The following is a 25,197-nucleotide window of genomic DNA, read 5'->3' on the forward strand; positions in this document are numbered from 1 at the left end:
CTACGAAACCGAGGGAAGATCCAAGCGGCGCGTGTCAGAATGAGCGCCGCTGCGGCTGATGCCAGTCGTTAGCCACACGAGGGCAAGATGCCAGACGCACCACCAGAAGTCGATGCGCAACAGAACCTGTCGGCCGCGCCGACGAAGTATGTGTTCTTCGTCTACATCGTGGAATCGCCGTCGGCTCCGGACTTGTACCACGGCCGCTCCGAGGGCGCCCTTGTGGCAAGCGCGCTCGCATTAGATCAGATACCCTGCGTCAGTCGGACCGCCATCAATCGGCAGGCTTTCGAGGCCGCTCTCCAGATCGGCTTGCCCGAAGCCATGAAACAGTTCGCCGGCCGGTACCCAATCCTCCATTTGAGTGCGCACGGCGCGAGTGATGGGATCCAGCTGTCGAGCGGCGATATCATCGGCTGGGCGGAACTTCGAGAATTGCTCGTACCCATCAACGAGAGTCTTGGGGGCGCACTCCTCTTGTGCATGTCAGCTTGCAAGGGCTACAGCGCATGCCGAATGGCAATGCAGCACCAAGACGACGCGAAGCACCCGTATTTCGCAATGGTCGGGAACTTCGGTCAGCCAACCTGGTCTGACACAGCGGTGTCGTATCTAGCGTTCTACCATCTATTGGCGAAAGGGCGCAGCATCCCGGAAGGCGTTGGTGCCATGAACGCGACCTCCGGCGACCAATCTTGGACAGCGGAATCTGCCGAAGAGACTCGCCAGAGCTTTATCGAGTTTCTAAAGACGAAGAGCGAGCCTCAAGAGGCACAGCGAGAACTTGAGGCCGTCGCTGACCTCGCGGAATTGTCGCCGGATGCCAAGGCTCTTGAAAGTGGGGTCGGTGGCTAACCTCGGCTTGCAGCCGACGGCGGATGGTGCAAGCATTCAATTCCGCCGCGGCTGAAGCCGGGCGTCAGCCAGACGAGGGGCGAATCATGGTGGTCGTGCGAAATACATTTCCAGAAGGGTGCGAGAAGTGCTTGCATTGTGGTGGTACAAGTAAATGCAGGTGCGCGACCTGCGGTAAGGAAATGAGCGAGTTCGAAGTGATGAAGAGTCCACCAGGAGTCTTCCGATTTGAAGGGGTCTGCACTGTCTGTAAGGGCCTCGGCTACGTGCCCTTGCCTCGGCGTTGAATAGCCGGTTCGCAGGGCTGCAGAGCGACACGTAAGCGAAGACCCATCGAATATGGACTCAGCCGAACTGAAACCGAGGCTTTGGCATCTGGCATCCATTCAGCCTCGCGCCTGAGCTGTCCGCTCAATTGGAGACAGTGACCGAGGAGGTTGTCGTCCTGGACAACGACGTCCGGAGCAAACGCCCCGTCTCTGAGGTAGTGGACCTGATTCGGAGAGCGCAACTATGGCTTTGGTTTCGAAACCAGCAGGATATGGGGCACGGCTGAGGTCAGGCGATCTGCTGCCATGGATGTTCCGTAATTCGCCGGCATACTCGGTTTCCCGACCCTTATGGATGGCGGGTCGATCACTGCACCGAACCTGGCGATCTGGACAGCCGAAGAGGGTTGGGTGGTGGAGAACGAAGGCGTCGCGCCCGACATTGAAGTGGAGCAGACGCCTGCCGATGTCATGGCCGGTCGTGATCCTCAGCTCGAAAAAGCGATTGAGGTCGTCCTGCAGGCGCTTAAGGCGAAGCCCGCAGTCGATCCGAAACGGCCGCCCTATCCGGTGAAAGGGAAGACGTTGAGGGGAACGGTCAGATAGGACTCGGCGCACTTGACGTGGCCACATGGACGACGATAATGTGGCCACATGTCAAATATTGGCGTTCGTGAACTGAAGGCGCAGTTGAGTCGGCAGCTCAAGCGTGTGCAGCGAGGCAGCCGTCTCACCATCACCGACCGCGGCAGGGCCATCGCCGTGTTGTCGCCTGTGGAGGCGCAGTCGGGTGCTGAATGGGCGTGGCGCATGGTGGCCGCTGGCAAGGCCAGTTGGAGTGGTGGCAAGCCGCGCGGTCTCACGCCGTTGGCCAACGCCAGAGGTAAGGCCACCTCCGAGATGGTGATCGAGGACCGGCGGTGACGTTGTACCTCGATACCTCGGTCATCGTGAAGCTCTACATTCGTGAAGATGACTCAGACGACGTGGTGGATGCCGTTGCAGAGGCGACCGTTGTGGCCACCTCGTGGCTCGCGTATCCGGAAGGCTGCGCGGCGTTTGAACGGCGGCGGCGCGACAGGAGCGTCAGCCCTGCCGCGCTGAAGGCGGCCAGGCAGGCTTTTGAGGCCGATTGGACGTCGTGGATCGCGGTGGGCATCGACACCGATCTCGTCCGCCACTCTGCGCGCCTTGCCGAGAAGTACGGCCTGCGCGCGGCCGATGCCGTGCACCTCGCCTCCTTCGAGCGCATTCTCGCCTCGGCTGAGGATGACGATGTGCGGTTCATGTGTGCCGACGATCGCTTGAGCAAGGCCGCACGCAGCCTCGGCTGAGCCTTGCCGAAGCCCGGCCATCGTCATTGAGCATAAACTGACCAAATGGCCAGTTCGGATCCTGCCAGGGCCCTTGTGGGGTGGCCGCGTGCCGGCCGGGCGCTTGCGGTCGCGCTCGTGCTGACCCTCGCCGCCGGCGCCGTCGATCTCCCTGGTCAATCGAAGCCGCCATCCACTCAGCCCGCCAAACGTTTCCGGACCCACACCGACACCTATCCAGCGCCCAGGTTCGAGTCGGTGGACGCGTGGAAGAGGCGCGCCTCGTACATTCGCGAACATGTGCTGGCGTCGGCCGGACTTTTGCCGATGCCCGAGCGAACCCCGCTGCGCGCGCACGAGTTCGGCAAGGTGCAACACGACGATTATTCCGTGTCGAAGGTGTACTTCGAGAGCTTGCCGGGGTTCCTGGTCACCGGCAATGTCTATCGCCCCGCCGGCAAGGGGCCGTTCCCAGCGGTCCTCTCTGCGCATGGGCACTTTGAGGGCGGACGACTGGAGAACACGCCGCTCGTCTCCGGGCCGGGCCGTGCGATCAGTCTTGCCAGGCAGGGCTTCGTGGTGCTGGCCTCCGACACGATCGGCTTCACTGACAGCCGGCAGCTGACACATGACTTCGGCGGCCGGCTCGAAGCACTGTGGGGCTTGAGTCTTGGGGGGCTGCAGCTCTGGAACTCGATACGGGCTCTGGATTTTCTTGAGAGCCTGCCCGAAGTGCGGCGCGGCGCTATCGGCGCGGCCGGGGCCTCCGGGGGCGCGACCCAGGCGTTCCTGCTGGCGGCGGTTGATGACCGCGTGGCCGCCGTAGCGCCTGTGAACATGATTTCCCTCAGCGAGCAGGGGGGATGCGTGTGTGAGAACCCGCCGGGGCTGCGCCTCGATACGACCAACGTCGAGATTGCCGCGACAATCGCGCCGCGCCCGCTCCTCCTGGTGTCTGCGATTGGAGACTGGACATCCAACACCCTTGAAAGGGAGTACCCGGCCATCCGCACGCTGTACAACCTCTCGGGCGGCCAGAACCTCGTGCAGGCGGTGCGGTTTTACGCCGAGCACAACTTCAATCGCGACGCCCGCGAAACGGTGTACGCGTGGATGGCGCATTGGCTTCAGGGCGCCCCCGCCGGTGTGGTGCGACTCGAGCGGCCATTCACCGTCGAGCCCCCGGGCGACCTTCTGGTGTTCCACGAACGTCCGCTGCCCGATGGCCTCCTGACCCCCTCAGAGCTGACCGCCGCGTGGATCGATGCCGCGCGCCGCCAGCTTGCTGTGACCTCTGCCGACGTTCGCGTTCGAGCGCTTCGGCACGCACTGGGCTACGGGTATGAAACAGCGGTCACGGCGCCGCCTCGGCCGAAAGCCGGCGACAAGACCGTATTGCTGGCCGGCGTGAGTAGTGCGCTGACCGCCGCGGTGCGACGAGCCGGCTACACGGTCCGGTCCATCGCGTTTTCGCCGTTCGACGCCAAAGCCGCCGCAGAGACGCCGCACTTCGACACGTACAACCGGACGCAGGCCGCCGCTCGAGTCGCCGATATGGTTGCCGCCATACGTGCGAATCCAGGCGCGCCTCTGATTGCGTCAGGTCACGCCGCGCTTGCCGGCCTGCTCGCTGTCGCCGTCGCGCCGGTGCCGCTGGCGGTGCTCGACGTTGACCGGTTCGATACGTCGAGTGATGCCGCGCTCCTTGAGCACCTCTACGTCCCCGGACTGCAGCGCGCGGGCGGGCTACAGACTGCAGCCACGGCGGCCGCCGGCCGCGTGCTCGTCCACGACGCAGGCACGGCCTTTCGGCTGAACGGAATAGACGTGCAGCCGGCCCCACTCACCCCCGCCGCCATCGTCAATCTCCTCCGCGCCAGACGGCCTTGAGGTAGCCATCCTCGTAGCGCGGCCTGGGTCTCAAGGCCGCGGACACCCGCGCTAGTGCGTGAGGCCGTAGATGATGGCGTTGACGCCCAGCTTGAACGCTTCGTTTGACTGCTCGATCGGCCGCAGCCCGCGGCCAGACCACTCCCAGAACTGCGAGATGTCGGTGTTGTAGTTCACGAACATCTGCATCCGCTTGCTCGGGTCATTGCCTTCAAACAGCCCGCGGAAGATCGGCCGGCCCGCGTTGTAGGCCTGCGGAAAGATGTCGAGCGATTCGATCGCAAAGAACTGGCTGAAGATCGGATGCGAGATATCGAGGTCGATGAACTTTCCCTGCGGCATCACGCGCTGCATGTTGTCGGCAAACTGATCCCACCCGCGGCCACCGCGCCACTCGGCCGTCTTGAAGTCGTCCACGATGACGAAGCCGCCTTTGTCGAGGAACGCGCGCAGATTACGTCCTTCGACGTCGGTCATCTGCCACCAACTCACTTCAATGAGATAGAGCACCGGGTAGTTGAAGATCTCGGGATCTTCGAGCGAAAGAGTATTGGTGCTTTGATGACCGGTGACCGTCGTGAACGACTCGAGAATCTTCATCAGATTCTGTTCCGACGTGGGGTAGCCGTGTGACCACGCCGGCTGGCCGCGGTACCAATAGCCGCCGGGCAACGTCTCGTATGTGAGCCGGACGAACGCGAAGCGGCCGTCGTAGGGAATGTTGGTGGCGGTAGGCACTCGGCCCAGCGCCGAGTCGAGCGCGCCGAAACGGCCCCTCTGGGCGATCACCACCCCAGCCCCTGCCAGGCCGGCCAGCAGGAGGGCGATGCCGACGCCGACGCGCACCTTCATGAAAGAAAGCATAGTGTATCGGAAGGATGTTCCGCGGACTGGCCCTCGCACTCATCTTCCTGCTGACCCCGCACACCGGCGTGGTCCAGGTGGCCAGTGTCCTCCGCATCACGGTCATCGTCGTCGACAGCACTGGGCGCGCGACGCCGGTGCCGCGCCATGCGCTGCTCATCAGCGAAAACCCCGCGAGCGCTCCGCCGCGGCGGATCCTGACGTCGCTTGAAGGCGCCGCCGAGATTCGACTTGCGCCGGGTAACTACACGGTGGAGTCGGACCGCCCCGTGGCGCTTGATGGCAAGGCCTACCAGTGGACGATGGTCGTGGACGTGGTGGGCGGCCGCGACGCGGTGCTCGAGTTGACGGGTGAGAACGCCGATGTGGGGCCCATCACGGATGCGGCAAATTCGACGGCGGCCGCACCAGATGCAGATCCATCCTCGCTGCTCGCCACGTGGAAGGACAGCGTCGTGGCCATCTGGACCGCCACAGCCCACGGGTCGGGACTCCTCATCGATGCACAAGGACTCGTACTCGCCGACCAGAACGTGATCGGCACGGCGGCGTCAGTGGAAGTGCAATTGTCGGCGAGCGTGAAGGTGGCCGGCGTCGTTGTCGCATCAGATGCCGTGCGTGGGATTGCGATCGTCAGAATCAACCCGTCAGTGGCGGCGTCGGCGAAGACCCAACCGCTCGCGTGTGAGACGACGGCCGGGCCTGTCGTGGTGGTGGGTGACGACATCACCGCGATCGAGGCGCCGCTTGACCGGTTGCGGGGAAGCAGGAGCGGATCGATCGACGTCATCCTCCCGAATGTCATCGACTCCAGCCTTCGCGCGAGTGTCGGCGGCAGCGGCGCACCAGTGTTTGGGCCCGCGGGCCAGTTCATCGGACTCACCACACTGGTTCCCGAGCGCGACGGCGAACGGTCCGACCGCACCCGGATTGTACGGGTGGGCCGATTGTGTGAGGTCGTCGGGTCGGCGGCAGAGAAAATCACAGCCACCCCGCCGCCTTCGGCCGCGCAATTACCCGTGGAGTCGCTCCGGCCGTTCCCGCCCGTTCCAGCCGGTGCTGCTCCGCAGAGCGGCGCAGGCCGGCCGACTCCGTATCAACTGGCGACGTCGGACTTCGATGTTGAGTTCATCACGCCGGTGCAGGTCAGGGCTTCCCAGGCCGCCCAGGCTACCGGGGTTCGACAATTCGGCTTTGGCAACTGGTCCAGGTACGTTGAGGAAGTGCCGCCGGTGTTGCTGATTCGTGTCACGCCAAGGTTCGTCGAGAGTTTCTGGGCGAGAGTCGCGCGTGGCGCGGTGATGACCCAGGGCGTCTCACTGCCGCCGCTCAAACGCCCCAAATCCAATTTTGAACGGATGCGCGCGATGTGTGGTGACGCCGAGGTGGTGCCTGTGCACCCTTTCACACTCGAGCATCGACTGACCGACAAGGACACCATCGTTGAAGGCCTCTATGCGTTTGATCCCGAGGCACTGACACCTACGTGCAAGACCGTCACGCTCCAGGTGTTCTCGGAAAAAGAGCCTCGGAATGCGGACACGCTCGTCGTGGACGCCAAGGTGATTCAACAAATCTGGCAGGACTTCGCGCCTCACCGGGTTACTCCGGGCCTGGCCGCAGGACCGGCCGGATCGTCATCACGTCCCGCTCAAACAGCGACGGCTGCTCGGGGTCGCTGAAGACCGCTGCGTGGTCGTCTGCCCCGAACGCACGCTCAAGCCGTGAGGCAAAGTTGTCGGTGAGGACGCGGACGTAGTGCGCGGCGTCGTAGTCGTGCGTGTCGATCCACACAGACGTCGCATACGCGTCCTCATCACGTTCCGGCACAAGCGCGCCGGTGCCTCGTGACGTCCTGTACACCCGTACGCGTTCGCCGACTCCCCACGTCGTGCGCCCGGACGCGAGGACCGCTTCATAAGACAGTTCACGCCGGGTTGCGCGGACGGCCTCGTACTCTTCAGGCGATTTCGTGAGACGCACTCGAGACGACACGTCATACGTCGCCATCGTCCGTCTGCGGAGGGCAAAGACGCTGTGGAGGTAGGCCTGTCTGACGCCCGGCACATCTTCGGTCAGCAGGCACCGAATCGCGCGGCGCAGAAACGCCTCGCCAAACGGTTCCGCGCGGCTTGAACGAAAGGCCACACCACGCAGGGTGAGACGGTCGTCGTACGAGAGCAGGGCGTAGTTCTTCGGCTCGTGCGACAGCATCGCGGCATAGCGGCCTTCGAACTCCAGGTGCACAAGCGGTGGCAGCAGTGCCGCCACTTCGGACACCACCCGGCGTTCGTCGCTTTCTGTCCAGGTGTCGCCGACTGAAAAATACACACCGTCTGTGTCAGCCTCAAGCAACTGGACTCCGCGAGCAGCCAGCTCACGGCAAATCAGCGCAAGCGTTTCCCGGCCCCGTCTGGTGACTTCGTTTGCCGCGTTGACGTCGGCAAATCGCGTCAGGCCCCCACCAGCCGCGAGATAGCCGTAGGCCGAGTTGACCACCAACTTGATGGCCGCCGACATCGCTTCGTGGGAATGGCGCTCCGCCGAACCCGGCGGCGCGGCCTTTCCTGCCGCCTTCGCAGCCAGGCGGCGCTCGACCAGGCGATCGACGATGGTGAGGAGGACGCCGAGGCGGTCGCGTGATGGCCCGATCCGGAAGGCACGCATGAGGGACGGGTACAGGCTGGCGACGTCGGCTTTGACCACGCGCTGGGCCACGCCGCTGGCAAAGAGGTGCAGGGCCGCGCCGGTGTGCTCGGTGCCATCACCGGGGCGATGGGCCGGCAGGGCCGCGTTGGCGCGCACGTACGCACGCACAATGAGAGGGTCGATGATGCCGGTGGCGGCCCCTGCGTCGGCGAGTCTCTCGTATCGTCGTGGCGCCATCTTCGCGAGCGCGAATGCGGCGCCTCCGAGGATGCGCGCGATGGCGGCGGCCTCCTCGACGTCTGCGGCCGCGTAGCGACGGACGCGGGCGGGATCGGTCCGAAAGACGTTGAAGATCTGATCGCCTCGGATCAACTCGCGATCGGGCCCCGCCACACCCAGGTGCCTTGCCACGGCCTTGAGGCCGTGCCCGGGCAACTCACGCACCGCGAAGTCATAAGCGCGAACAGCATCGAGCGTGTCGATCAGCTCACGGCCCGGTGCCACGAACCGCACGCGCCGCGCACTGCCTTCGTCATCACGCACGCCGCGACGAGCCGCCCGGCGACGAAGGGAGGCACCCGGCACTCTGCCCAGTTGCAGCTGGAGGCCGAGCGTTCGAGCGCGCCGTTCCAGGAACGGCAGATCGAATCCGTGCAGGTTGTGATTCTCGATGACGTCCGGATCGGCTTCCGCAAGCACAGCCGCCAGTCTGCGGAGCAACTCCCTTTCTGCCCGGTCGTCGTCGCCGTCGGCTTCCAGCATGTGCACGCGGCCTTCGGGGTCACGCACGGCGATCATGAACACCCGGCTTCGCCTCGGGTCAAGACCGGTGGTTTCAATGTCGAACTGAAGGCGCCGCAGGTCGTCGAAGGCGAGACCACCGAAATACGTTCGGCCACTTGCGACCAGTGCTGCTCCTCGGGCGAGAGATTCAGGATGGGCGTCTTGTCCAGGTCTCCGATGTGAGACACCGCGCGACCGAACCTGGCGGAGGCCGCAGCCAGAAGGGCATGGGTCAACGTACGGCCGTCATCGGCGCTGACGTGGAAGCGAAGCGCGCCCGGACCTTCGAGCTCGTGCCAGCTGACATTGGCTTCAAGCAGGTGATCGATGCTGTCCACCAGCACCCAGGGCCGATACCGGACCTGCTCACTATGCAGACTTCCACGTTCGCGCCGCCACACCCAGGCGCGACCGCTGCCGTCGGCCCAAACCGAGACGATGCCCGGAGTCTGGTCCCAGCCCCAGAGCCACTCGTCGTTTATTGCTGATGACTTTGCAGCCACGTCAGAAGCTTCTTCAACGGCCAGCAATTGATGACGCGCGCGGGTGGCACACCAGCGAGCCGTGCGTGCGCCAGCGCGATGTCCGAGAAGACGAGTTCTTCCGTGGCATGCGCATCACTGTCTATCGCGAACACGCAGCCGGCGTCGAGCGCCTGGCACACGAGCGCGTAGCCGAGATCCTGCCGGGACGGATCGCCGTCGAGTTCAATGGCCACGTTCCGGCGGGCGGCCTCCTTGAACACGCGACTCCAGCGGACGTTGAGGCCCGCGCGTTTGCCGAACTTGCGCCCGCTCGGGTGGGCCAGCACGTGCACGCCTGGCGTATTGACCGTCGCGAGCACGCGGTCGGTCTGGTCGCCCGGCTCATCCAGCCGTGAATGCGGCGCGGCTAGCACGATGTCGCAACGCTGCATCTCATCGGCGCTCACATCGAGCCGTCCGTCAGCCAGAATGTTGGCTTCGATTCCTTTGAGCACGCGCATCTTGCCGTCGAGCGAGTCGTTGAGGGCGTCGATCTCGCGGTGCTGTGCCTTCATAGACTCGGCCGACAGGCCTCGCGCAATGGTCAGGCCGCGCGCGTGGTCTGTGACGGCGAAATGGGTGTAGCCGCGTTCGGAACAGCCAAACGCCATTTCAGCGATGGTCTGTGCGCCGTCGCTCCACTGTGAGTGCATCTGGAAATCGGCCCGGTAGTGTTTCCGTCCGATCACTCCAGGCGCCGCCTGAACCAGCACCTGACGGGCGACCGCCATGCTCATGAATCCTTCGCGAAGCGTGTGTCGTCGCGCGATGTCCGTGCTTCGCCCACTCGCCGCCAGGGCCTTCGTGACCGTCGCCGATCCACCTGAAGCCAGTGCTTCATTGACGACGCGCAGTGCGGACTTTCCCATGTGGGGAAACGCCGCGATGTCGGCTGCAGACATGTCTGGGAGCGGCGACGGCATCAAGGCGGCGCTGCGTGCGGAGCGCTCATACGCACGCCTGGCGTACACCGACGACTGGATCGCGGCCATGTCGTCCAGCAGGCCGCCGACCAGCATGTTGAAATCAGTCACCACGTTCCGTTGGCACCAAGCGCAGCCTAACACGGCCCCAGGGCTACAGGCGGCGTGGCCCCGCGCCGAAATGATTGACGTGCGTTTTCCCCGATCAGGCGCCGTGGCGCTCACACTGGCCGCTCTGGGGCTGTATTTCCTGCGCGTCGATGACATCGCCGGCCTCATTGGCGACGATGCGTGGTACATGGTGTTGGCCAAGGCCATTTCGGAAGGGGCAGGCCCGCGGCTCATCAGTTCGGCGGGCACCGAGTTTCTTTCGAACGTATACCCCCCGGGTTTCCCGGCGATTCTCTCGCTGGTCTTCCTCATCAGCCCGCAGTTTCCCGATAACGTCGTGCTGCTCAAAGGAATCTCAATCGCCGCGATGATCGGCGCCGGGGCACTCACGTGCCCGCTACGTCGTGCAGCACCGTTCGTTGCCGCCCTCGCTGGCGATGGCCATCACGGTGGCAACCGTCGCCACACCGGCACTCGTGTTTCTGGCCACGTCGACAATGATGTCGGAGGCGGTGTTCCTGTTCATTCAACTGCTGGCCGTCCTGCTCATCGAGCGTACGGCGCGGTTGGCCGAGGCTCGATCATCGCGAGGGATGGCCGTGTTGGCCGGTGTGCTCGCGGCTGCGGCGTTTCTGACGCGCACGGCTGGCGTGACGGTGGCGGCGGCCGGAGTGCTCTACCTCGCGCGAGAGCGGCGGTGGCGGTCTGTCGCCATCTTCGGTGCGACGGCGGCGATCTGCGTGATGCCCTGGCTGCTGTACGCGCGTGCGCATGCGCCGACGCGAGCCGAACTCGTCGACCACGGCGGGTTGATGGCGGTGGCCTACGCAGACCAGTTCTGGACCACCGAAGCCGGCACCGTCACTGCCCGGCCGGCCGGCGTCGAAATGCTGCCGGGCCGCGTCGTGGACAATGTCACGAACATTGCCATCCGTGACGTGGGCGGCATATTTGTTCCGCTGTTGTTCCGCACATCCGGCGAGAGCGGGCTCGAGGTCATTGGACTTGGGCCGCCGCAGGACGTGGGCGCGCCCAGTATGGGTTCGGCGCTCGGCACCAAAGTCGTTTCCCTGGCGCTCAGCATGCTTGTTGTCCTGGGCTTCGTCGCCGCGTGCCGCCGGCGTGTGACAGTGGCCGAACCGCTGGTAGTGCTGGCGCTCGGCATGATCGTGTTGTGGCCGTTCTGGACGTTCCGATTCGTGCTGCCGCTGGTGCCGTTCCTGTTTGTGTACCTGGTGCTCGGTGCTGAAACTGTTGCGGGCTGGCTGGGCCGGCTTCGTCAGGGCGGAGTCGCGCCGTACGCGGTTGCACGAATCCTCCTGATGGTCATCATCGGGCTGCACGCCCTGGACCACGCGCAGTACATCGCACAGGCCTACGGTAACCCGCGCGGCGGCTCATGGAAGTCGCAGGCCGACGACATTAACCAGGTTCTGGATTGGGTCCGACAACATCCCGAGCCTGTAGGGGCGGTTGCGGCGGACAATCCGGCGTTGGTGTATCTGCACACCGGCCGCCGCACCGTGGCCATCAACAGCTTCGATGACAAGTGGAGCCGATGGCAGCGCATGGGCGTCCGTTACGTGGTCTCGCTCGTTGATGGCGAGCCGCTGCTCGATGCCCGCGCCGAGCTCCGCTTCAAGCTCCAGGACAAGAATGTCTGGGTCTACGAGCTTCTGCCCGGGCCCCCGCCGCTCAATCAGTAGCCTCGACCACCCACATCCCTGACCGCGTGGTTTTGAACAGCACGCGATAGGGCAGCGACGGGTCGGGCAGTTCCTGTCCACGCAGAGACACGACGTAGCGGACGCCAAGTGCGCGCCAGTCCTGCCATCGTCCGCGGGCGTCATCAATCGCGAGGCTCTTCCGCCCGGTGCGCAGGTAGATCAGCGCCGGGTTCGTGGAGGCGACGTGCCCTGGCGTCGTCAATTCGCGCTGCATCCAGGCGATCACTTCATCCGCCTCGCGGGCATCTTCAAGCCATGGTGCCTGCTGGCGCTGTAGCCAGTACATCCCGTGATCGATGACGTGCAGGCTCAGGATACATGCCAGGGCGATGCGAAGAACCCTTGGCCAGACCGGCGTCAACGTCTGCACACCCGCCACGAGGTAGCCGTAGAGAAACGGCGTCAACGGCAGTACGAGGCGGTACGCCCAGTGCGGAAAGAACACAATCGGCAGCAGCGCCAGCGGAACGAAGTAGTCGGCCACGTCAGCGCCGCGCCGCCATCGGGCCACGAAGCCGATCAATGCCAGCGCGCTCAAGAGGCCCGACACCACCATGGTGCCGGCCGTATTGCCCATGCTGCCGGTGGAAATCGTGCTGCGTTCACCGCCAACCGACAGCGTCTCTTCACCACTCTCCATCGAGGATCGGTACAGCTCGGGGAGCACGATCGCGCCGACGTCGCGGCCGAAGATGTCCACGATGGCATCCTTGACCCGGCCGGGCAGCTCACTCGCGGTGATTTGTCCCGACTGGATGTCGCCGGCGCGCCGCATCCAGAACTGCTCCTGATACGTGAACACATGCGCACCCCCGTGCGCGAGGCGCTGTTCGACTGGTGTCGCATACGCACGCGCATACATCGCCCAGGGGAGCAGCAGCACGATCGCCGTGGCGGCAAACAGCGCGGCCGCGCGGCGTTCGCGCCGCACCAGATACCAGATCACAGCGGCCACCAGCAGCGGCAGGCCAGCCGATCGAATCAGGACGCTGGCCGCGGCTGCTACGCCACCCAGTACGGGCCGCCGCCTCCCCACGAGCACCACGGTCGCGATCTGCGCCAGCGTGAACAACGGCTCCGACATCACCGTGGACGTCGCCAGCCAGACAAAGGCCGGCGTGAGGATGACCACGAGCGCAAGGGTGGCGGCGAGTGGCGCAGTCAGCCCGCGATCGCGGTAGTACGTCGCGGCCAGCAGGCCGACGCCGAGCATCGCGAGCACCGAGACCATCTTCAGGACGATGACGTTGCCGGGGAACGCCGGCGTGAGTGAGGCGACGAGCGCCAGAGTGAGGGCGAATCCAGGTGGACTGGATGGCAGCACCGCAGCCATCTCCGCCGACGGCGCGTTGATCAGGTGGTAACCCTGTCCAGAGGCAATCGCGTTTGCAAACAGCACGTACCACGCGTCGTCCACGTACATGCCGGCGACGCCGTTCAGGCGCAGCACGTAGACAAGGAGCGCCAGGGCACCGGTGGCGATCGCGAGCGTGCGCACGGACGTCATGAGCGCCAAATCATACGTCCGCGCAGCCCTGCCCGTATAATCCACACGGCATGACGCACTCGCGGATCCACCGCCTCCTGCACACGCCGGTGCCGGTTCCCCAGATTCGCCGTTGGAGCGCGCACGTCATCTTTGCCGCGATCGCGTGGCCCTGTCTCACCACCCTTGGCACGGCGTTCGCGCTCGCGATGATGCCGTACTACGCCCTCTCGCTGGGGCAGGCGCTGCTGGCCGGCGCCGCAGGGACGCTGCTCCGTCTGCCCGACATGATTCTGGTGGGAGCGATCTTCTTCGGCCTCTCGGGATTCATCTTCAGCCGCCTCGGGGCCGAGCCGCGCGCCGGACGGGGCGGCGCCGCCCGGCTTCTGCTCGAGCCTCTCGTGACGTTCGTCATCGGGTGCGTTGGCATCGCGGTGTGGTACCCGGCCGTGCTCAGCCAGCCACTGTTTGAACTGTTTGCCACCCTTCCGGTCGCAGGCCTGCTGCTCCTGCTTGCTGCCCTGGGACTTGTCGGCGTGGTCGTCACCGGCCGGTCCGGCATGCGTATGAAACTCGCGGCCGCGCTGTTCGCGGTGGGGCTCTTGAGCCCCGGGCCCCAGTGGCTGCGCGCGCGAATCGAACCGTTCTTTGGGGCCGCGCCATCGGTGGTCCTGCTCGGCGTCGATTCCATCTCGCACAGCGACGACATCGCGCCACTGGCCGATTGGGTGAAGGCCGGAGGCGGCACGTGGTACGAACGTGCGGTCACGCCAGGTCTGTTCACCAACGCGGTCTGGACGAGCATCCTGACGATGCGGCCGGTTCGGGAGCACGGCGTGTTCCATGGGTTCCAGCGCGTGCAACGTGCAGATGCGACGCTGCTGCACACCGCGCGGAGCCGGGGCTATCGCACCATCGCCCACTTCACGGACCAGCTCACAGCCGCTGTGGGGTCAAGCGCAGGCTTCGATGAGGACCACAGCGGTCCGGTGGGCTGGCGGCAGGTGCTGCTGCCGATGGTGGCGAACAGTTCGGTGCTGGTGCCAGTCCTGGGGCCGGCGTTGCCCCGGCCGTGGCCGGGCGCGTCCCCATCGAACGAGGCCGGTACGTTTACCTACGACGTGCGGCGCGAGGTCCGGCAAATCCTGAGAGCCGGCGCGAAAGGCGAGCGCACGTTTGTGGCGGCGCATCTGACGTACACCCATCTGCCTGCGTACCCAGGCTCCCTTGAGATGTCGATGACCGAGATTAAAGCGGTGCTGAGGGCGCCGGCGTGGACGGTGCGCGACCGCACGATCGACTGGCAGGATGTGGACGGACCCGACGATCCACTGCCGTTGAACCAATGGAAGATTCGTCGCCTGCAGACGGTGATTCAGCGCGAGGTGTCTGACGCGCAATTCCTGCAGCAGGGAGGCCAACTCGTGCTGTTCTCCGACCACGGCAGTCGCCGGTCGGTGACCCTCGACAATTTCAAGGACCACCGGTATCACCATGTTGTGTTGGCGACCTTTGGGTTGGCGCCTCGGTGTCCAGCCGAGCCCATCTCGCTCATCGACATCGGCGGGCTGATGGGTTTTTCCGACAGCCGGGCCGAGCCGACACTGGAGTTCACGTTTGCCGGGCCCGAGCAATGGCCCGAGCTCTTTCGAACCGCTCGTCTCCGCTGGTCGGGTGACGTCGATCTGGACGAAACGCTGCTTGCACAAGTCTTTGTCGGCCTGCGCCGGCACACGCCCTGGCCGGTGGCCGCAGCGACCGGTGCTGTCACCGATCCTGCGTGCCGCTGAGCGGGCGCAAAACGGCCATCCTGTGTGTGTGCTCTTCGGTACAGGCTTTCCTGCATCCGCGGGAATAGCGTGAGGGCATGACCTGGAAAGACAAGCTCGAGATTGGTTTAAAAGAAGATGCGCCGTTCCGGCGCGACAACCTGCCCGACTTTCAGAAAGATCCTGATGGTCCCGACACACGCCCCGACGATCCGACGCGATCGCCGGTGGAACCTGGTGCGCGGGAGGCCGCCCAAGCCGCCCAGGATACACACGAACTCGGGCCACTGGAGCCCGTCGCCGAGACCACCTGCGAGGACGGACACAGGGCCAAGCCCAAAGCCGCCCAATAGGTTTCATCAAAAAGCTGTGCAATTGCGAACAGCCATTGGTGGTTGAAGCGGATAGCCTGCGCACAGTGCCCGACACCAGACGAAAACGGCCAACCAAGGCGCGGTCACCCAAGACGCCCAAGAAATTACTGAAGTCTCCCACCGGCATCCAGGGTCTGGACGAAATTACAGGTGGCGGCCTGCCCACGGGCCGTCCCACGCTGGTCAGCGGCGGCGCCGGCTCCGGCAAGACCTTGTTCGGACTCGAATTCCTGGTGCGCGGCGCCACGCAGTTCGATGAGCCCGGCGTGTTCATCTCGTTTGAGGAAACGCTGCCCGATCTGGCGGTGAACGTGGCGTCGCTTGGTTTCGACCTGGACCAGCTCGTGAAAGAAAAGAAGCTGTTCCTGGACCACGTGCACATTGCGCGCAACGAGATCGCGGAAACCGGCGAGTACGACCTTGATGGCCTGTTCATTCGCATCGCCGACGCCGTCCGGCAAGTGGGGGCGAAACGCATCGTCCTCGACACGCTCGAGGCCCTGTTCAGCGCGTTACCGAACCCCGGCATCCTGCGCGCCGAGATTCGCCGTCTGTTTGGCTGGCTCAAGGACGAGGGGCTGACGACGGTCCTGACGGCTGAGCGCGATCGACCGGACCAGTTGACCAGACACGGCATCGAAGAGTTCGTGTCGGACTGCGTGATCGTGCTGGACCATCGCATCCGCGACGAGGTCTCAACCCGCCGCCTGCGCATCGTCAAGTACCGTGGGTCAACGCACGGCACGAATGAGTATCCCTTCCTGATCGATCAGCACGGTCTGTCCGTGTTGCCCATCTCGTCACTCGGCCTGGATCATCACGCGCCGCTCGAACGCATTTCCACTGGTATCGAGCGGCTCGACGGCATGATGGGCGGCAAGGGCTTCTTCAGGGGAAGCAGCATCCTCATGTCGGGCACGTCCGGTACCGGCAAGACCAGTGTGGCCGCGCACTTCGTTGATGCGGCGTGCCGTCGCGGCGAGCGGTGCCTGTATTTTGCCTTTGAGGAATCGCCCCGACAAATCGTCCGGAACCTGCGCTCGATCGGCATCGATCTGGAGCCGTGGATGAAAAATGGGCTGCTGCAATTTCATGCGGCTCGTCCCACGTACGGGGGCATTGAAGAAGTGCTGCTCGTGACCCACAAAGAGATTGCCAGCTTTCAGCCAAGCGTCGTGGTGGTGGATCCCATTACGAACCTGCTGACGGTCAGCACCATGAACGAAGTGCGATCGATGCTGACGAGGCTGATCGATGTGTTGAAGACGCAGCAAATCACCGCACTGTTTGCCAGCCTGACGGCTGCCGGCGGCGATCTGGAAACGAACGAGGCCGATGTGTCGTCGCTCATGGACACCTGGCTGCTGCTCAAGACGGTGGAGGTCGGCGGCGAACGCAACCGCGCGATGTATGTGCTGAAGTCGCGGGGCATGAATCACTCCAATCAGATTCGCGAATTCGTGATCACGAACGACGGAGTCCGCCTGCTCGACGTCTACCTTGGTCCCGAGGGTGTGCTGACCGGTTCTGCTCGGATGTCACAGGAGGCGCGCGAGAAGGCCGAGAGCACGTTCCGCAGCCAGCAGACCCTGGGCCGCGGCCGCGAACTGGAGCGTAAGCGCCAGATCTTCGAGGCGCGCATGACTATGCTCAAGGCCGAATTCGAAGTGGAAGAAGAGGTCATCCAGCAAAGCATCTCCGAGTCGAAGCTGCTCGACGCAGAAGTCCTCGAGGGCCGCGGCCAGATGGAACAAAGCCGGGAAGCGGATGCCTCGGCGTACACGAAGGTCAAGCGCGCGCCAGCGTCGCAGCGACGATAAGTGATGGCAAAAAAGACCGCGGCCTCCAAGTCTCCTGCGCCGACCATCTTCAAGCTGCGGCTATTCGTGGCCGGTGAGACCCCCAAGTCGACCCGCGCCATTGCCAACCTGAAAGTCCTGTGCGAGCAGCACTTGAAGAGCCGCTACCGGATTGAAGTCATCGACCTCCTGGAACATCCGCATCTGGCGCGCGGGAACCAGATCGTCGCCATCCCGACTCTCGAAATCAAACTTCCGAAAGAAGTGCGGAAGATCATTGGCGACCTGTCCGACACCGACCGGGTGCTGGTGGGTCTTGCACTGCAACAGGTTGTTTAAACGTCCATGCACGCACAGTCCCTTTCCGCGCAGGCCCTGTACATCCTGCACCTTTACGTGAATCCGGCCGCGGCGACGTCGCAGTTGGCCGTGAAGAACCTGAAGCGGGTGTGCGAAGAACACCTGAAGGGCCGCTACGACCTGAAGGTCATCAATATCCACACAAATGCCGGCCTGGCACGCACGCACCAGATCGTCGCTGTGCCCACTCTCATCAAGCGGTGTCCCGCGCCAGTGAATCGGCTGGTCGGCGACATGTCCAATGTGGACGGCGTGTTGCGTGGATTGGACGTTCAACTGTGAGAACCCCAAGTGCCGAGCGCTGAAAAGGGGCCAACGCCGCTGCCCCGACCGCCCGAGCCGGCCGTGATTGCGCGCGGCGCCCTGCCCCGGTTGGCCGTGCCGCAGGTGGCCGCGGCGATCGCCGACGCTCCGCTGGTGCAATGGGCACGCCTGCTGGCGGGGATCGCCGAAGGCAAGAGCCTCGTGGAATACCGGGCGAGCCGCACCATCTTCATGCAGGGGCAGCCGGCCGATTGCCTGCTGTTTGTGGTGCAGGGCAAGGTTCGGCTGGCCGTGGGATCGAAAGAAGGCAAGGAAGCGATCGTCGCCACACTGGGCCCGGGCGAGTTCTTTGGTGAAGGGTGCCTGGTGGGGCAGTCGGTGCGTATGTCCACGGCGACCACCGTGGGCGGTTGCACGCTCATACGGGTGGAGAGACAGGCGATGTCGGCGCAGCTGCGTGATGGCCAGCTCGCGGGAGTCTTCATCAACCAGTTGCTCGCGCGTCTGGTCCGTTACGAAGCGGATCTTGCCGACCAGATGGTCAACTCGAGTGAGAAGCGGCTGGCTCGGATGCTGCTGCTCTTGTCGCATTTCGGCCCGAAGAGCGTGACCGAATCCGTGGCGCCCGGCGTGAGCCAGGAGCACCTCGCGCAAATGGTAGGCACCACACGATCGCGCATCAACTTCTTCATGAACAAGTTCAGGAAGCTCGGGTACGTGACGTACACAAGCAAGGCCGGGCTGACGGTGCATCGCAGCCTCCGTACATTCACGATGCGCGACTAGTTCGTGTTGCGCGTAACGTGCAGGCCTCGGCCTTGAAGAGCAGGCCGAGCTACGCGGGCATTTATCGATCCGGCACGTAGCCGGGCTGCTTCTCCCAGTACGTAGCTCGGGCTGGTTCTCAAGCCCGAGATGACCTCAGCCGCCAAACGTGAGCGTCATCGCCGTGTAACCGTCGGTGTTGGCCCCGGTGGGTGGGAACGTGATCGTGATCGCCCGATCGGTGTCGGCGCCCGGCGCGCGGAGACGGAACACATAACTTCGTCCGGCGATGCCTTCCATCGACACGGCGTAACGCCCGCCCTCGACAAGCCGTTCGCTCAGGATGCGGGGCGCCGAGGACCGTTGCCCGATGAGCGGACGCGTGACGGGCGGCACGATGCTCCAGCCGCCGGAGTACGACACGGCCAACTCGGCCTGGCCGGTGACCATGGCCTTGATGGTTCCGTGGACATCGCCCTCGGTCGTCTGCGTCACGGTGCCGGGCCCCTCAATCCGGGCGCCCAGTGGCAGCGCGGGCGAGAACACCACTTCGAGCGGCGTCGCGTCGCCGGTGCGCCGCACTGATGCGGTGATGCGACCGGCCGTGCGTCGAATCGCGAACGACAATTCGCCGGCGCCAACCGGCACATGGTCCACCTCGATGGCGTCCCAGTCGGGAGGCAAGTGCGGAGCGATGGTGACGCGCCTGGCCGGAGCGTCCACGTCGATGCCCAGCAAGCCGCGGATGAGGGGTGTGAGCACCATCGACGTCGCGAAGAATTGCTGCGGCACGGCGGTGTCGAGTGGTTTGTACAACCGGCCGGAGAAGAGTTCAGGATTGCGCCCGAGCGACTGGTCGAAGGCCGTGCGCGCGATGCTCTGCAGGGCGAACCAACCCGCGGGTGCGTTGTGGTACCTGTATTCGGCGAGCGCGACGAATCCGGTGACAAACGGCCAGACCGCGCCGTTGTTGTAGTGCAGCGGATCGAAGAGCGCGTTGTCGGCGCCAAGCGGCCGGGCGCCCCAGTCCGTCATGATCGTGGATGACGCCAACCGGGCAGCCATATCCGCACCGCGCGCCGCGTCGAGGACGTCGAACGACATGGCGGTGGCCGGCCAGGCGGTGAGCGCAGGGTTGACTGAGCCGTCCTGCAACAGGGCGAAGGCGTACTGTTTCAGTGCCGGGTTCCACAGCTTTGACTCCATGGTCGCGAGCGCCCGCCGGCGAATGGCGAGCGCCTGATCGGACAGCGCCGGTTCACCCATGGCCACCGCCATGCGTGCAAAGCGATCGAGTGACGCCACCCACACGCCGCTGAGGTAGACGTCAGAGAGGATGCCGATCTGCAGGTCGCCCACCTCGAGGGCCCCGGCGCCGGCTGACGGATTCTCCATGAGGCCGTCGCCATCTACGTCGGTCGTGCGCGACCATTCAAAGGCGCGCTTGAGGTTGGGCCACAGGCTGCGCACGAGATCGTTGTCACCGGTCTGGCGCCAGTACTCACCGGCCGCCAGGATCCAATAGGGAGTCGTGTCGCCGTGATAGAAGGGATACGGATAGCTGAACCAGTCCACGCGCCCGGCGCCCTGGGAAATCTCGTGCGTGATCTTGCCGTCGGCGCGTTGATACTTCGCGAAAAACTGCAACACGCCCTCGCGCACCAGGGGCGATTGCCCGACGGCATTCATGGCGAAGGAGTTGATGGACGCATCACCGCCAAAGAACCATCCGAAACCCGGCCGGTCGCTCGCGCCGCCAGACAATCCGTAGCCGGCCACCAGCCCGCAGCCCAGGTCGGGATTGCAGACCATCGACTCGTCCAGGTTCACCTTGGCGTATTCAACGGCGCGGTTGAGCAACGCGTCGGGCGAACGCAGAGAGAACATTCGCTCGCGCAGGCCATCCGCATGCGCGACGCGCTTCTTCCATTCCTGCTCAGCTGCGCCTGGCGCAATCAGCCGGCGGTACAACGCCAGCGCGGCATCGCGCGGCATCTGCCCGCCGGCGATGACGATCGGAATGTAGGCTGCGCGCAGGTTGACGTTGCGCCCTGACGGTTCGCCCAACCGGGGTGCGGTATAACGCTCGGTCGCGCCACCCACGCCAAGCACGAGTTGCGGTCGCTCAGCCGCGAGCATGTGGGCCGGCACGTCGGACGCCTGCGTCACCGCTGGTGAGCCGAGGAACGCGTTGATCTGGCTCTTGCCTTCGGAGAAGAGGAAGGCGCGCGCGTTCTGCTCCCACACCAGGTACTGACCGCCAAGCCCGGCCGGCCACGCGTAATGAATGTCCGGCGTGAACTTCGCGACGATGTCGAGCGGGCGAATGGCGTCCACCTCGAGGAGCATCACCACCGCCGGTTCATCAAGTGGGACGAAGATGTGCTGCCGCACGGTGAACTGCTCGTGCGTGTATTCGATGGTGATGCCTTCGGGGCGCGTGAGCACCGACGTGGCGACCGAACGGCCGGGAATCGCAGCGGTGTATTTCGGGATGCGGAACGTGAGTTCGAAGTCGTGCAGCCACTTGATCGGCCACGACCAGAGCTCCAGCAGCCCGTCCTCAGTGCCCATCGCGATGGCGCGTCGCCCGACGGCCGACATGAACATGCCCGGGCGTGACGGCCCGCCCAACGCCAGGGGCGAGTCTCCCAGCGGGAAAAATGGAATCGTCGTCGCGCCGCTGTCAAAGACCTTGTCCGTGACCGCAGCAGGCGCGCCAGGCGCGCGCGGCGGCGGATCCTGCGCGGCGGCGGGCTGCCACAGCAGGGCGGCGCAGGCCAGGGCCGTGATCAACCCGGTGGTGCGAAACGTGGAGGGAGAGACGCCAAGTCCGATCATGCCGCGATAGTAACCGCGTTGCCGCCTCATCTACACTTGATGCGCCGTGGCCACAGAGACCGACCTCGATGCCCTTCGTGCGCGCATTCGCGAACTCGATCGCGGGCTGATTGACCTCGCGGCGGAACGTGTGGCGGTGGCCCGGCAGGTCGGCGAGGCCAAGCGCCGGGCCGACCAGCCGATTGTGGACTACGCCCAGGAGCGCGTGGTGCTCGAGCGCACACGGGTCGCCGCGCAGGAGGCGGGCCTCGATGCCCGTGTGGCCGAGGCCATTCTCGTCACGTTGATTCGCGCCGCCGTGAGCGCCCAGGATCAAGACAGCTGGCGCCATGCTTCGGTTGGGCTCGGCAAGACGGCGGTCGTGGTGGGCGGCGAAGGCCGCATGGGCCGCTGGTTTACGCGCTTCCTGGCCGATCAGGGATATATCGTTGGCGCGCTCGATATCAGCGCGGGTGGCGACGAGCGCGCATGGGCCGAGTCCGTCCTGCCGACCGCCGATCTGGTGGTGTGCTCCACGCCGCCGGCGGCCACCGCAACCTTGTACGAGAGTTGGATGGTTGCACCTCCAGCCGGTGTCATCGTGGACATCGCCAGCATCAAGACGCCGCTCATCGCGCCCATTCGCCGGCTGCAGGCGGCCGGCGCGTCGGTCGCATCAATTCACCCGATGTTCGGGCCGTCCGTGGTGCTCCTGCGTGAGTGCGACGTGGTGATCTGCGATACCGGAGACGCCGTGGCGACGGCGACGGTCGCCGAACTCTTCACCTCAACCACCGCGCGGCTGATCAGCCTGCCTCTTGAGGAACACGATCGCCAGATGGCCGATGCGTTGACGTTGGCGCATGCCACCGTCATCGCGTTTGCCCTGGCGCTGCCGGAGGCCGGCGTCCCCGTACGCAGCACCACGCTTGGCGCCCTGCAGACCCTGTCGGCGAATCTCGTCCGCGAGAGTCCCGACGTGTACTACGAAATCCAGGCCCTCAATCCCAATTCCGCCGGTGCGCTCGACAGGCTCGCCGGTGCGCTCAACCGCGTGCGCGACGCCATCAGGTCGCGTGATGCGGGAGCGTTTACCGCGCTGATGCGCGAAGGCGAAGGGAAGACCGGTCCTTCCTGAGGGGCAGGGTAAACGCCGAGGCCTCTCTGGTAGTATGCCGGGACCATGACCGAGCGTGTTTCCCAGATTCCTGTCGCTGAACGTGTGTTGCCAGCCATGCTGGCGTTGTTTGTCGGGAGCGGCTGCGCCGCCCTGATTTACGAAGTCGTCTGGTTCCAGATGCTTCAGTTGTCGCTGGGCTCGTCGGCGGTCTCGCTGGGGGTGCTCCTGGGCACGTTCATGGGCGGCATGTGTCTGGGGAGTTGGCTGTTCCCGAAATATGTGGGCAACCAGAACCATCCGCTGCGGATGTACGCGTATCTCGAACTCGGGATTGGCGTGTGCGGCATCCTGGTGCTTCTGGTGGTGCCGCTGCTGGGCGGCGTCTACACGGCGATTGCCGGCACCGGCCAGTTCAGTGTGTTCATGCGCGGCCTCGTCGCTGCCGTGGTCTTGCTGCCACCCACACTGATGATGGGCGCCACCCTGCCGGCAATTTCCCGCTGGGTGGAAGCGACGCCACGCGGCGTCGGCTGGCTGGGCTTCTTCTACGGCGGCAACATCGCGGGCGCCGTCGTTGGCTGCCTTCTGGCCGGCTTTTATCTGTTGCGCGTGTTTGACATGGCCACGGCGACGTTTGTGGCCGTCGCGCTTAACGTGATTGTGGGCCTGCTGGCCCTGACCATCGCGAACCGGGCTCCGTACGATGCGCCGGACCCGAACCGCGCCCAGGTCGGTCCTGCGCCAGGCTCCCGCGTGGTGTACATCACCATTGCGTTGTCGGGTCTGACGGCGCTCGCTGCTCAGGTGATCTGGACGCGTGTCCTTTCCCTGCTCTTCGGCGCCACGGTTTATACCTTCTCCTTGATCCTGGCGGTGTTCCTCGTCGGGCTGGGCATCGGCAGCAGCCTGGGCGCGTCGATGGCACGCAGTATGAAGAACCCGCGCGCGGCCCTGGGCTGGACACAGATGTTGCTCTGCGTGGCGCTGGCCTATGCGGCCTACATGACCAACGCCTCCATGCCGTTCTGGCCCATCAATCCGCAGATTACGTCCGGCCAGCCGTTCATGAATTTCCAGCTCGACCTTATGCGGGCAACATTCGTCATTCTGCCTGGCGCGATTCTCTGGGGCATGAGCTTCCCGCTGGCGCTGGCGTCTGTGGCCAGCAGGAACCAGGATCCCGCGCGCCTGGTCGGCGGCGTCTATGCCGCCAACACCGTCGGGGCCATCGTCGGCGCCTTGTTCGCCAGCCTCCTCGCGGTGGCGTGGATCGGATCGCAGCAGACGCAGATGGCGCTCATCGGCATTTCGGCGATCGCCGGCCTCATGATGCTGGCATCATCTGCCGACGATGCCGGCAAGGGCCGCACACAGTTGGCCACCATGTTCATCTTGATCCTGGTGACCGGCGGCGCGGGCCTGCTGGCGCGCTCGGTTCCCCCGATGCCCTGGCTGCTCGTGGCCTACGGCCGCTACGCGGCCACCTGGGTGGGACAGAACGAGATCATCTACATGGGTGAAGGCATGACCGCGTCGGTGGCCGTGTCGCGCACACCCAACGGCGTGCTGAATTATCACAACGCCGGCAAGGTGCAGGCATCGAGCGAGCCCCAGGACATGCGGCTGCAGCGCCTGCTCGGCCACATGACCACGCTGATTCCGGAAAACCCGAAGTCGGTGCTGGTCATCGGATGCGGCGCTGGCGTCACGGCCGGGGCGGTCTCGATCGACCCCGTGCTCTCGGCGGTCACGATTGCCGAAATCGAACCGCTCGTGCCCGAAGTGGTCTCGAAGTACTTTTCGGAGCACAACTTCGCGGTGGTGCAGAACCCGAAGGTGCGTGTGCACCTCGACGACGCGCGCCACTTCCTGCTGACGACCAAGGAGAAGTTTGACGCCGTCACGTCTGACCCGCTTGACCCCTGGGTCAAGGGCGCGGCCACGCTCTACACGCGCGAGTTCTTTGACGTGGTGAAGGCGCATCTCAACCCCGGTGGTGTGGTGACGTTGTTCGTGCAGCTCTACGAGAGCAGCGATGCGGCCGTGAAGAGTGAAATCGCGACGTTCCTGGAGGCGTTCCCTCAGGGCGTGGTGTTCGCCAACACAATCAACGGACAGGGCTACGACCTGGTCCTGGTGGGGCAGCTTGACCCGAAGCCGATCGATGTCGATCGCGTGCAGGCGCGCCTCAGCGACCCGGCGAACGCGGCGATTGCGAAGTCGCTGTCCGAAATCGGAGTGTTTTCTGCAGTTGACCTGTTCGGCACCTACGGCGGCCGCAAGGATGACATGGGAGGCTGGCTTGCCGGCGCCCAGATCAACCGCGACCGGAACCTCCGACTCCAATACCTGGCAGGGCTTGGCCTGAACCTGTACGAGGCGGCGGCGATTTACAGGAACATGTCCTCAGAGAGCCGGTATCCGGAAGGCTTGTTTACCGGATCGCCCGAAACGATTGAAGCCCTTCGGGCTGCCATCGCGAGGGCGCACGGCCGGTAGCCAGCTCGCGTCTTCGTGGTACCATCCCGGGCG

At 64.8% G+C, this 25,197-nt stretch carries 19 protein-coding genes and 1 pseudogene; 15 read left to right on the top strand and 5 right to left on the bottom strand.

Going from position 1 to position 25,197, the window contains the following annotated elements; all coding sequences use genetic code 11:
- Nucleotides 1-87: 87 nt before the first annotated feature.
- The 5 genes from IPL75_00445 (at nt 88) to IPL75_00465 (ending at nt 4,327) form a co-directional block, all read left to right on the top strand.
- A complete protein-coding gene (locus IPL75_00445; GenBank protein ID MBK9238737.1) occupies nt 88-855 on the top strand; it encodes a hypothetical protein in 768 nt (255 codons plus the stop codon).
- Nucleotides 856-1,475: 620 nt separating this feature from the next.
- Nucleotides 1,476-1,730: a hypothetical protein gene (locus IPL75_00450; protein MBK9238738.1), complete on the top strand. Its 255-nt coding sequence runs from the start codon at nt 1,476-1,478 to the stop codon at nt 1,728-1,730.
- A 48-nt stretch (nt 1,731-1,778) separates the two neighbouring features.
- Nucleotides 1,779-2,048 (top strand): type II toxin-antitoxin system prevent-host-death family antitoxin, encoded by a 270-nt coding sequence (locus tag IPL75_00455; protein MBK9238739.1) that lies wholly within the window; start codon nt 1,779-1,781, stop codon nt 2,046-2,048.
- Nucleotides 2,045-2,458: a type II toxin-antitoxin system VapC family toxin gene (locus IPL75_00460; GenBank protein ID MBK9238740.1), complete on the top strand. Its 414-nt coding sequence runs from the start codon at nt 2,045-2,047 to the stop codon at nt 2,456-2,458. Before IPL75_00455 ends, IPL75_00460 begins: the two co-directional genes overlap by 4 nt.
- A gap of 45 nt (nt 2,459-2,503) precedes the next feature.
- Nucleotides 2,504-4,327 carry a hypothetical protein gene (locus IPL75_00465; GenBank protein MBK9238741.1) on the top strand — a complete coding sequence of 608 codons (1,824 nt, stop codon included), beginning with the start codon at nt 2,504-2,506 and terminating at the stop codon, nt 4,325-4,327.
- A gap of 51 nt (nt 4,328-4,378) precedes the next feature.
- Here the strand turns inward: IPL75_00465 and IPL75_00470 are convergent, their stop codons facing one another.
- Nucleotides 4,379-5,179 (bottom strand): DUF4159 domain-containing protein, encoded by an 801-nt coding sequence (locus tag IPL75_00470; GenBank protein MBK9238742.1) that lies wholly within the window; start codon nt 5,177-5,179, stop codon nt 4,379-4,381.
- Nucleotides 5,180-5,205: 26 nt separating this feature from the next.
- Between IPL75_00470 and IPL75_00475 the strand changes: the two genes are divergently transcribed.
- On the top strand, nt 5,206-6,873 hold the full coding sequence (locus IPL75_00475) for a trypsin-like peptidase domain-containing protein (protein MBK9238743.1): 1,668 nt from the start codon (nt 5,206-5,208) through the stop codon (nt 6,871-6,873).
- On the opposite strand, the pseudogene IPL75_00480 reads toward IPL75_00475, so the two are convergent.
- Both IPL75_00480 and IPL75_00485 read right to left on the bottom strand, forming a co-directional pair.
- Nucleotides 6,794-9,105 (bottom strand): annotated as a pseudogene (locus tag IPL75_00480) (ribonuclease H-like domain-containing protein). The gene IPL75_00475 and the pseudogene IPL75_00480 sit on opposite strands and share 80 nt — an antisense overlap.
- Nucleotides 9,102-10,184, bottom strand: a complete 1,083-nt coding sequence (locus IPL75_00485; GenBank protein MBK9238744.1) for a PHP domain-containing protein — start codon at nt 10,182-10,184, stop codon at nt 9,102-9,104. The pseudogene IPL75_00480 and the gene IPL75_00485 overlap by 4 nt, the downstream one beginning before the upstream one ends.
- A gap of 401 nt (nt 10,185-10,585) precedes the next feature.
- Here IPL75_00485 and IPL75_00490 point away from each other — a divergent pair, with 401 nt between their 5' ends.
- On the top strand, nt 10,586-11,887 hold the full coding sequence (locus IPL75_00490; protein ID MBK9238745.1) for a hypothetical protein: 1,302 nt from the start codon (nt 10,586-10,588) through the stop codon (nt 11,885-11,887).
- On the opposite strand, the gene IPL75_00495 is transcribed toward IPL75_00490, so the two are convergent.
- Nucleotides 11,877-13,415 carry a hypothetical protein gene (locus IPL75_00495; protein ID MBK9238746.1) on the bottom strand — a complete coding sequence of 513 codons (1,539 nt, stop codon included), beginning with the start codon at nt 13,413-13,415 and terminating at the stop codon, nt 11,877-11,879. The genes IPL75_00490 and IPL75_00495 overlap by 11 nt on opposite strands.
- A gap of 50 nt (nt 13,416-13,465) precedes the next feature.
- On the opposite strand from IPL75_00495, the gene IPL75_00500 reads away from it, so the two are divergent.
- The 6 genes from IPL75_00500 (at nt 13,466) to IPL75_00525 (ending at nt 18,746) form a co-directional block, all read left to right on the top strand.
- Nucleotides 13,466-15,184: a hypothetical protein gene (locus tag IPL75_00500; protein MBK9238747.1), complete on the top strand. Its 1,719-nt coding sequence runs from the start codon at nt 13,466-13,468 to the stop codon at nt 15,182-15,184.
- Between the two features lie 77 nt (nt 15,185-15,261).
- Nucleotides 15,262-15,516: a hypothetical protein gene (locus IPL75_00505; GenBank protein ID MBK9238748.1), complete on the top strand. Its 255-nt coding sequence runs from the start codon at nt 15,262-15,264 to the stop codon at nt 15,514-15,516.
- Nucleotides 15,517-15,581: 65 nt separating this feature from the next.
- Nucleotides 15,582-17,357: a circadian clock protein KaiC gene (gene kaiC / locus IPL75_00510; GenBank protein MBK9238749.1), complete on the top strand. Its 1,776-nt coding sequence runs from the start codon at nt 15,582-15,584 to the stop codon at nt 17,355-17,357.
- A 3-nt stretch (nt 17,358-17,360) separates the two neighbouring features.
- Nucleotides 17,361-17,675, top strand: coding sequence for a circadian clock KaiB family protein (locus IPL75_00515; protein ID MBK9238750.1), 315 nt, complete (start codon nt 17,361-17,363; stop codon nt 17,673-17,675).
- Between the two features lie 6 nt (nt 17,676-17,681).
- Nucleotides 17,682-17,978: a circadian clock KaiB family protein gene (locus IPL75_00520; GenBank protein MBK9238751.1), complete on the top strand. Its 297-nt coding sequence runs from the start codon at nt 17,682-17,684 to the stop codon at nt 17,976-17,978.
- A gap of 9 nt (nt 17,979-17,987) precedes the next feature.
- A complete protein-coding gene (locus tag IPL75_00525; protein MBK9238752.1) occupies nt 17,988-18,746 on the top strand; it encodes a Crp/Fnr family transcriptional regulator in 759 nt (252 codons plus the stop codon).
- A 135-nt stretch (nt 18,747-18,881) separates the two neighbouring features.
- Here the strand turns inward: IPL75_00525 and IPL75_00530 are convergent, their stop codons facing one another.
- The gene (locus IPL75_00530; protein MBK9238753.1) at nt 18,882-21,566 is read right to left on the bottom strand and encodes a hypothetical protein; all 2,685 of its coding nucleotides are present in this window, start codon (nt 21,564-21,566) and stop codon (nt 18,882-18,884) included.
- A gap of 46 nt (nt 21,567-21,612) precedes the next feature.
- Here IPL75_00530 and IPL75_00535 point away from each other — a divergent pair, with 46 nt between their 5' ends.
- Complete coding sequence (locus IPL75_00535) at nt 21,613-22,683, top strand: prephenate dehydrogenase/arogenate dehydrogenase family protein (protein ID MBK9238754.1); 1,071 nt, start codon at nt 21,613-21,615, stop codon at nt 22,681-22,683.
- Nucleotides 22,684-22,728: 45 nt separating this feature from the next.
- On the top strand, nt 22,729-25,164 hold the full coding sequence (locus IPL75_00540; protein MBK9238755.1) for a fused MFS/spermidine synthase: 2,436 nt from the start codon (nt 22,729-22,731) through the stop codon (nt 25,162-25,164).
- Nucleotides 25,165-25,197 lie beyond the last annotated feature (33 nt).

This window comes from Acidobacteriota bacterium, assembly GCA_016716905.1.
Taxonomy (GTDB): Bacteria; Acidobacteriota; Vicinamibacteria; order Vicinamibacterales; family SCN-69-37; genus SYFT01.

Coding starts and splice junctions, on each gene's coding strand:
- IPL75_00445 (MBK9238737.1), top strand. CDS start 88: ATGCCAGACGCACCACCAGAAGTCGATGCGCAACAGAACCTGTCGGCC.
- IPL75_00450 (MBK9238738.1), top strand. CDS start 1,476: ATGGATGGCGGGTCGATCACTGCACCGAACCTGGCGATCTGGACAGCC.
- IPL75_00455 (MBK9238739.1), top strand. CDS start 1,779: ATGTCAAATATTGGCGTTCGTGAACTGAAGGCGCAGTTGAGTCGGCAG.
- IPL75_00465 (MBK9238741.1), top strand. CDS start 2,504: ATGGCCAGTTCGGATCCTGCCAGGGCCCTTGTGGGGTGGCCGCGTGCC.
- IPL75_00470 (MBK9238742.1), bottom strand. CDS start 5,179: ATGAAGGTGCGCGTCGGCGTCGGCATCGCCCTCCTGCTGGCCGGCCTG.
- IPL75_00475 (MBK9238743.1), top strand. CDS start 5,206: ATGTTCCGCGGACTGGCCCTCGCACTCATCTTCCTGCTGACCCCGCAC.
- IPL75_00495 (MBK9238746.1), bottom strand. CDS start 13,415: ATGACGTCCGTGCGCACGCTCGCGATCGCCACCGGTGCCCTGGCGCTC.
- IPL75_00500 (MBK9238747.1), top strand. CDS start 13,466: ATGACGCACTCGCGGATCCACCGCCTCCTGCACACGCCGGTGCCGGTT.
- IPL75_00505 (MBK9238748.1), top strand. CDS start 15,262: ATGACCTGGAAAGACAAGCTCGAGATTGGTTTAAAAGAAGATGCGCCG.
- IPL75_00515 (MBK9238750.1), top strand. CDS start 17,361: ATGGCAAAAAAGACCGCGGCCTCCAAGTCTCCTGCGCCGACCATCTTC.
- IPL75_00520 (MBK9238751.1), top strand. CDS start 17,682: ATGCACGCACAGTCCCTTTCCGCGCAGGCCCTGTACATCCTGCACCTT.
- IPL75_00530 (MBK9238753.1), bottom strand. CDS start 21,566: ATGATCGGACTTGGCGTCTCTCCCTCCACGTTTCGCACCACCGGGTTG.
- IPL75_00540 (MBK9238755.1), top strand. CDS start 22,729: ATGACCGAGCGTGTTTCCCAGATTCCTGTCGCTGAACGTGTGTTGCCA.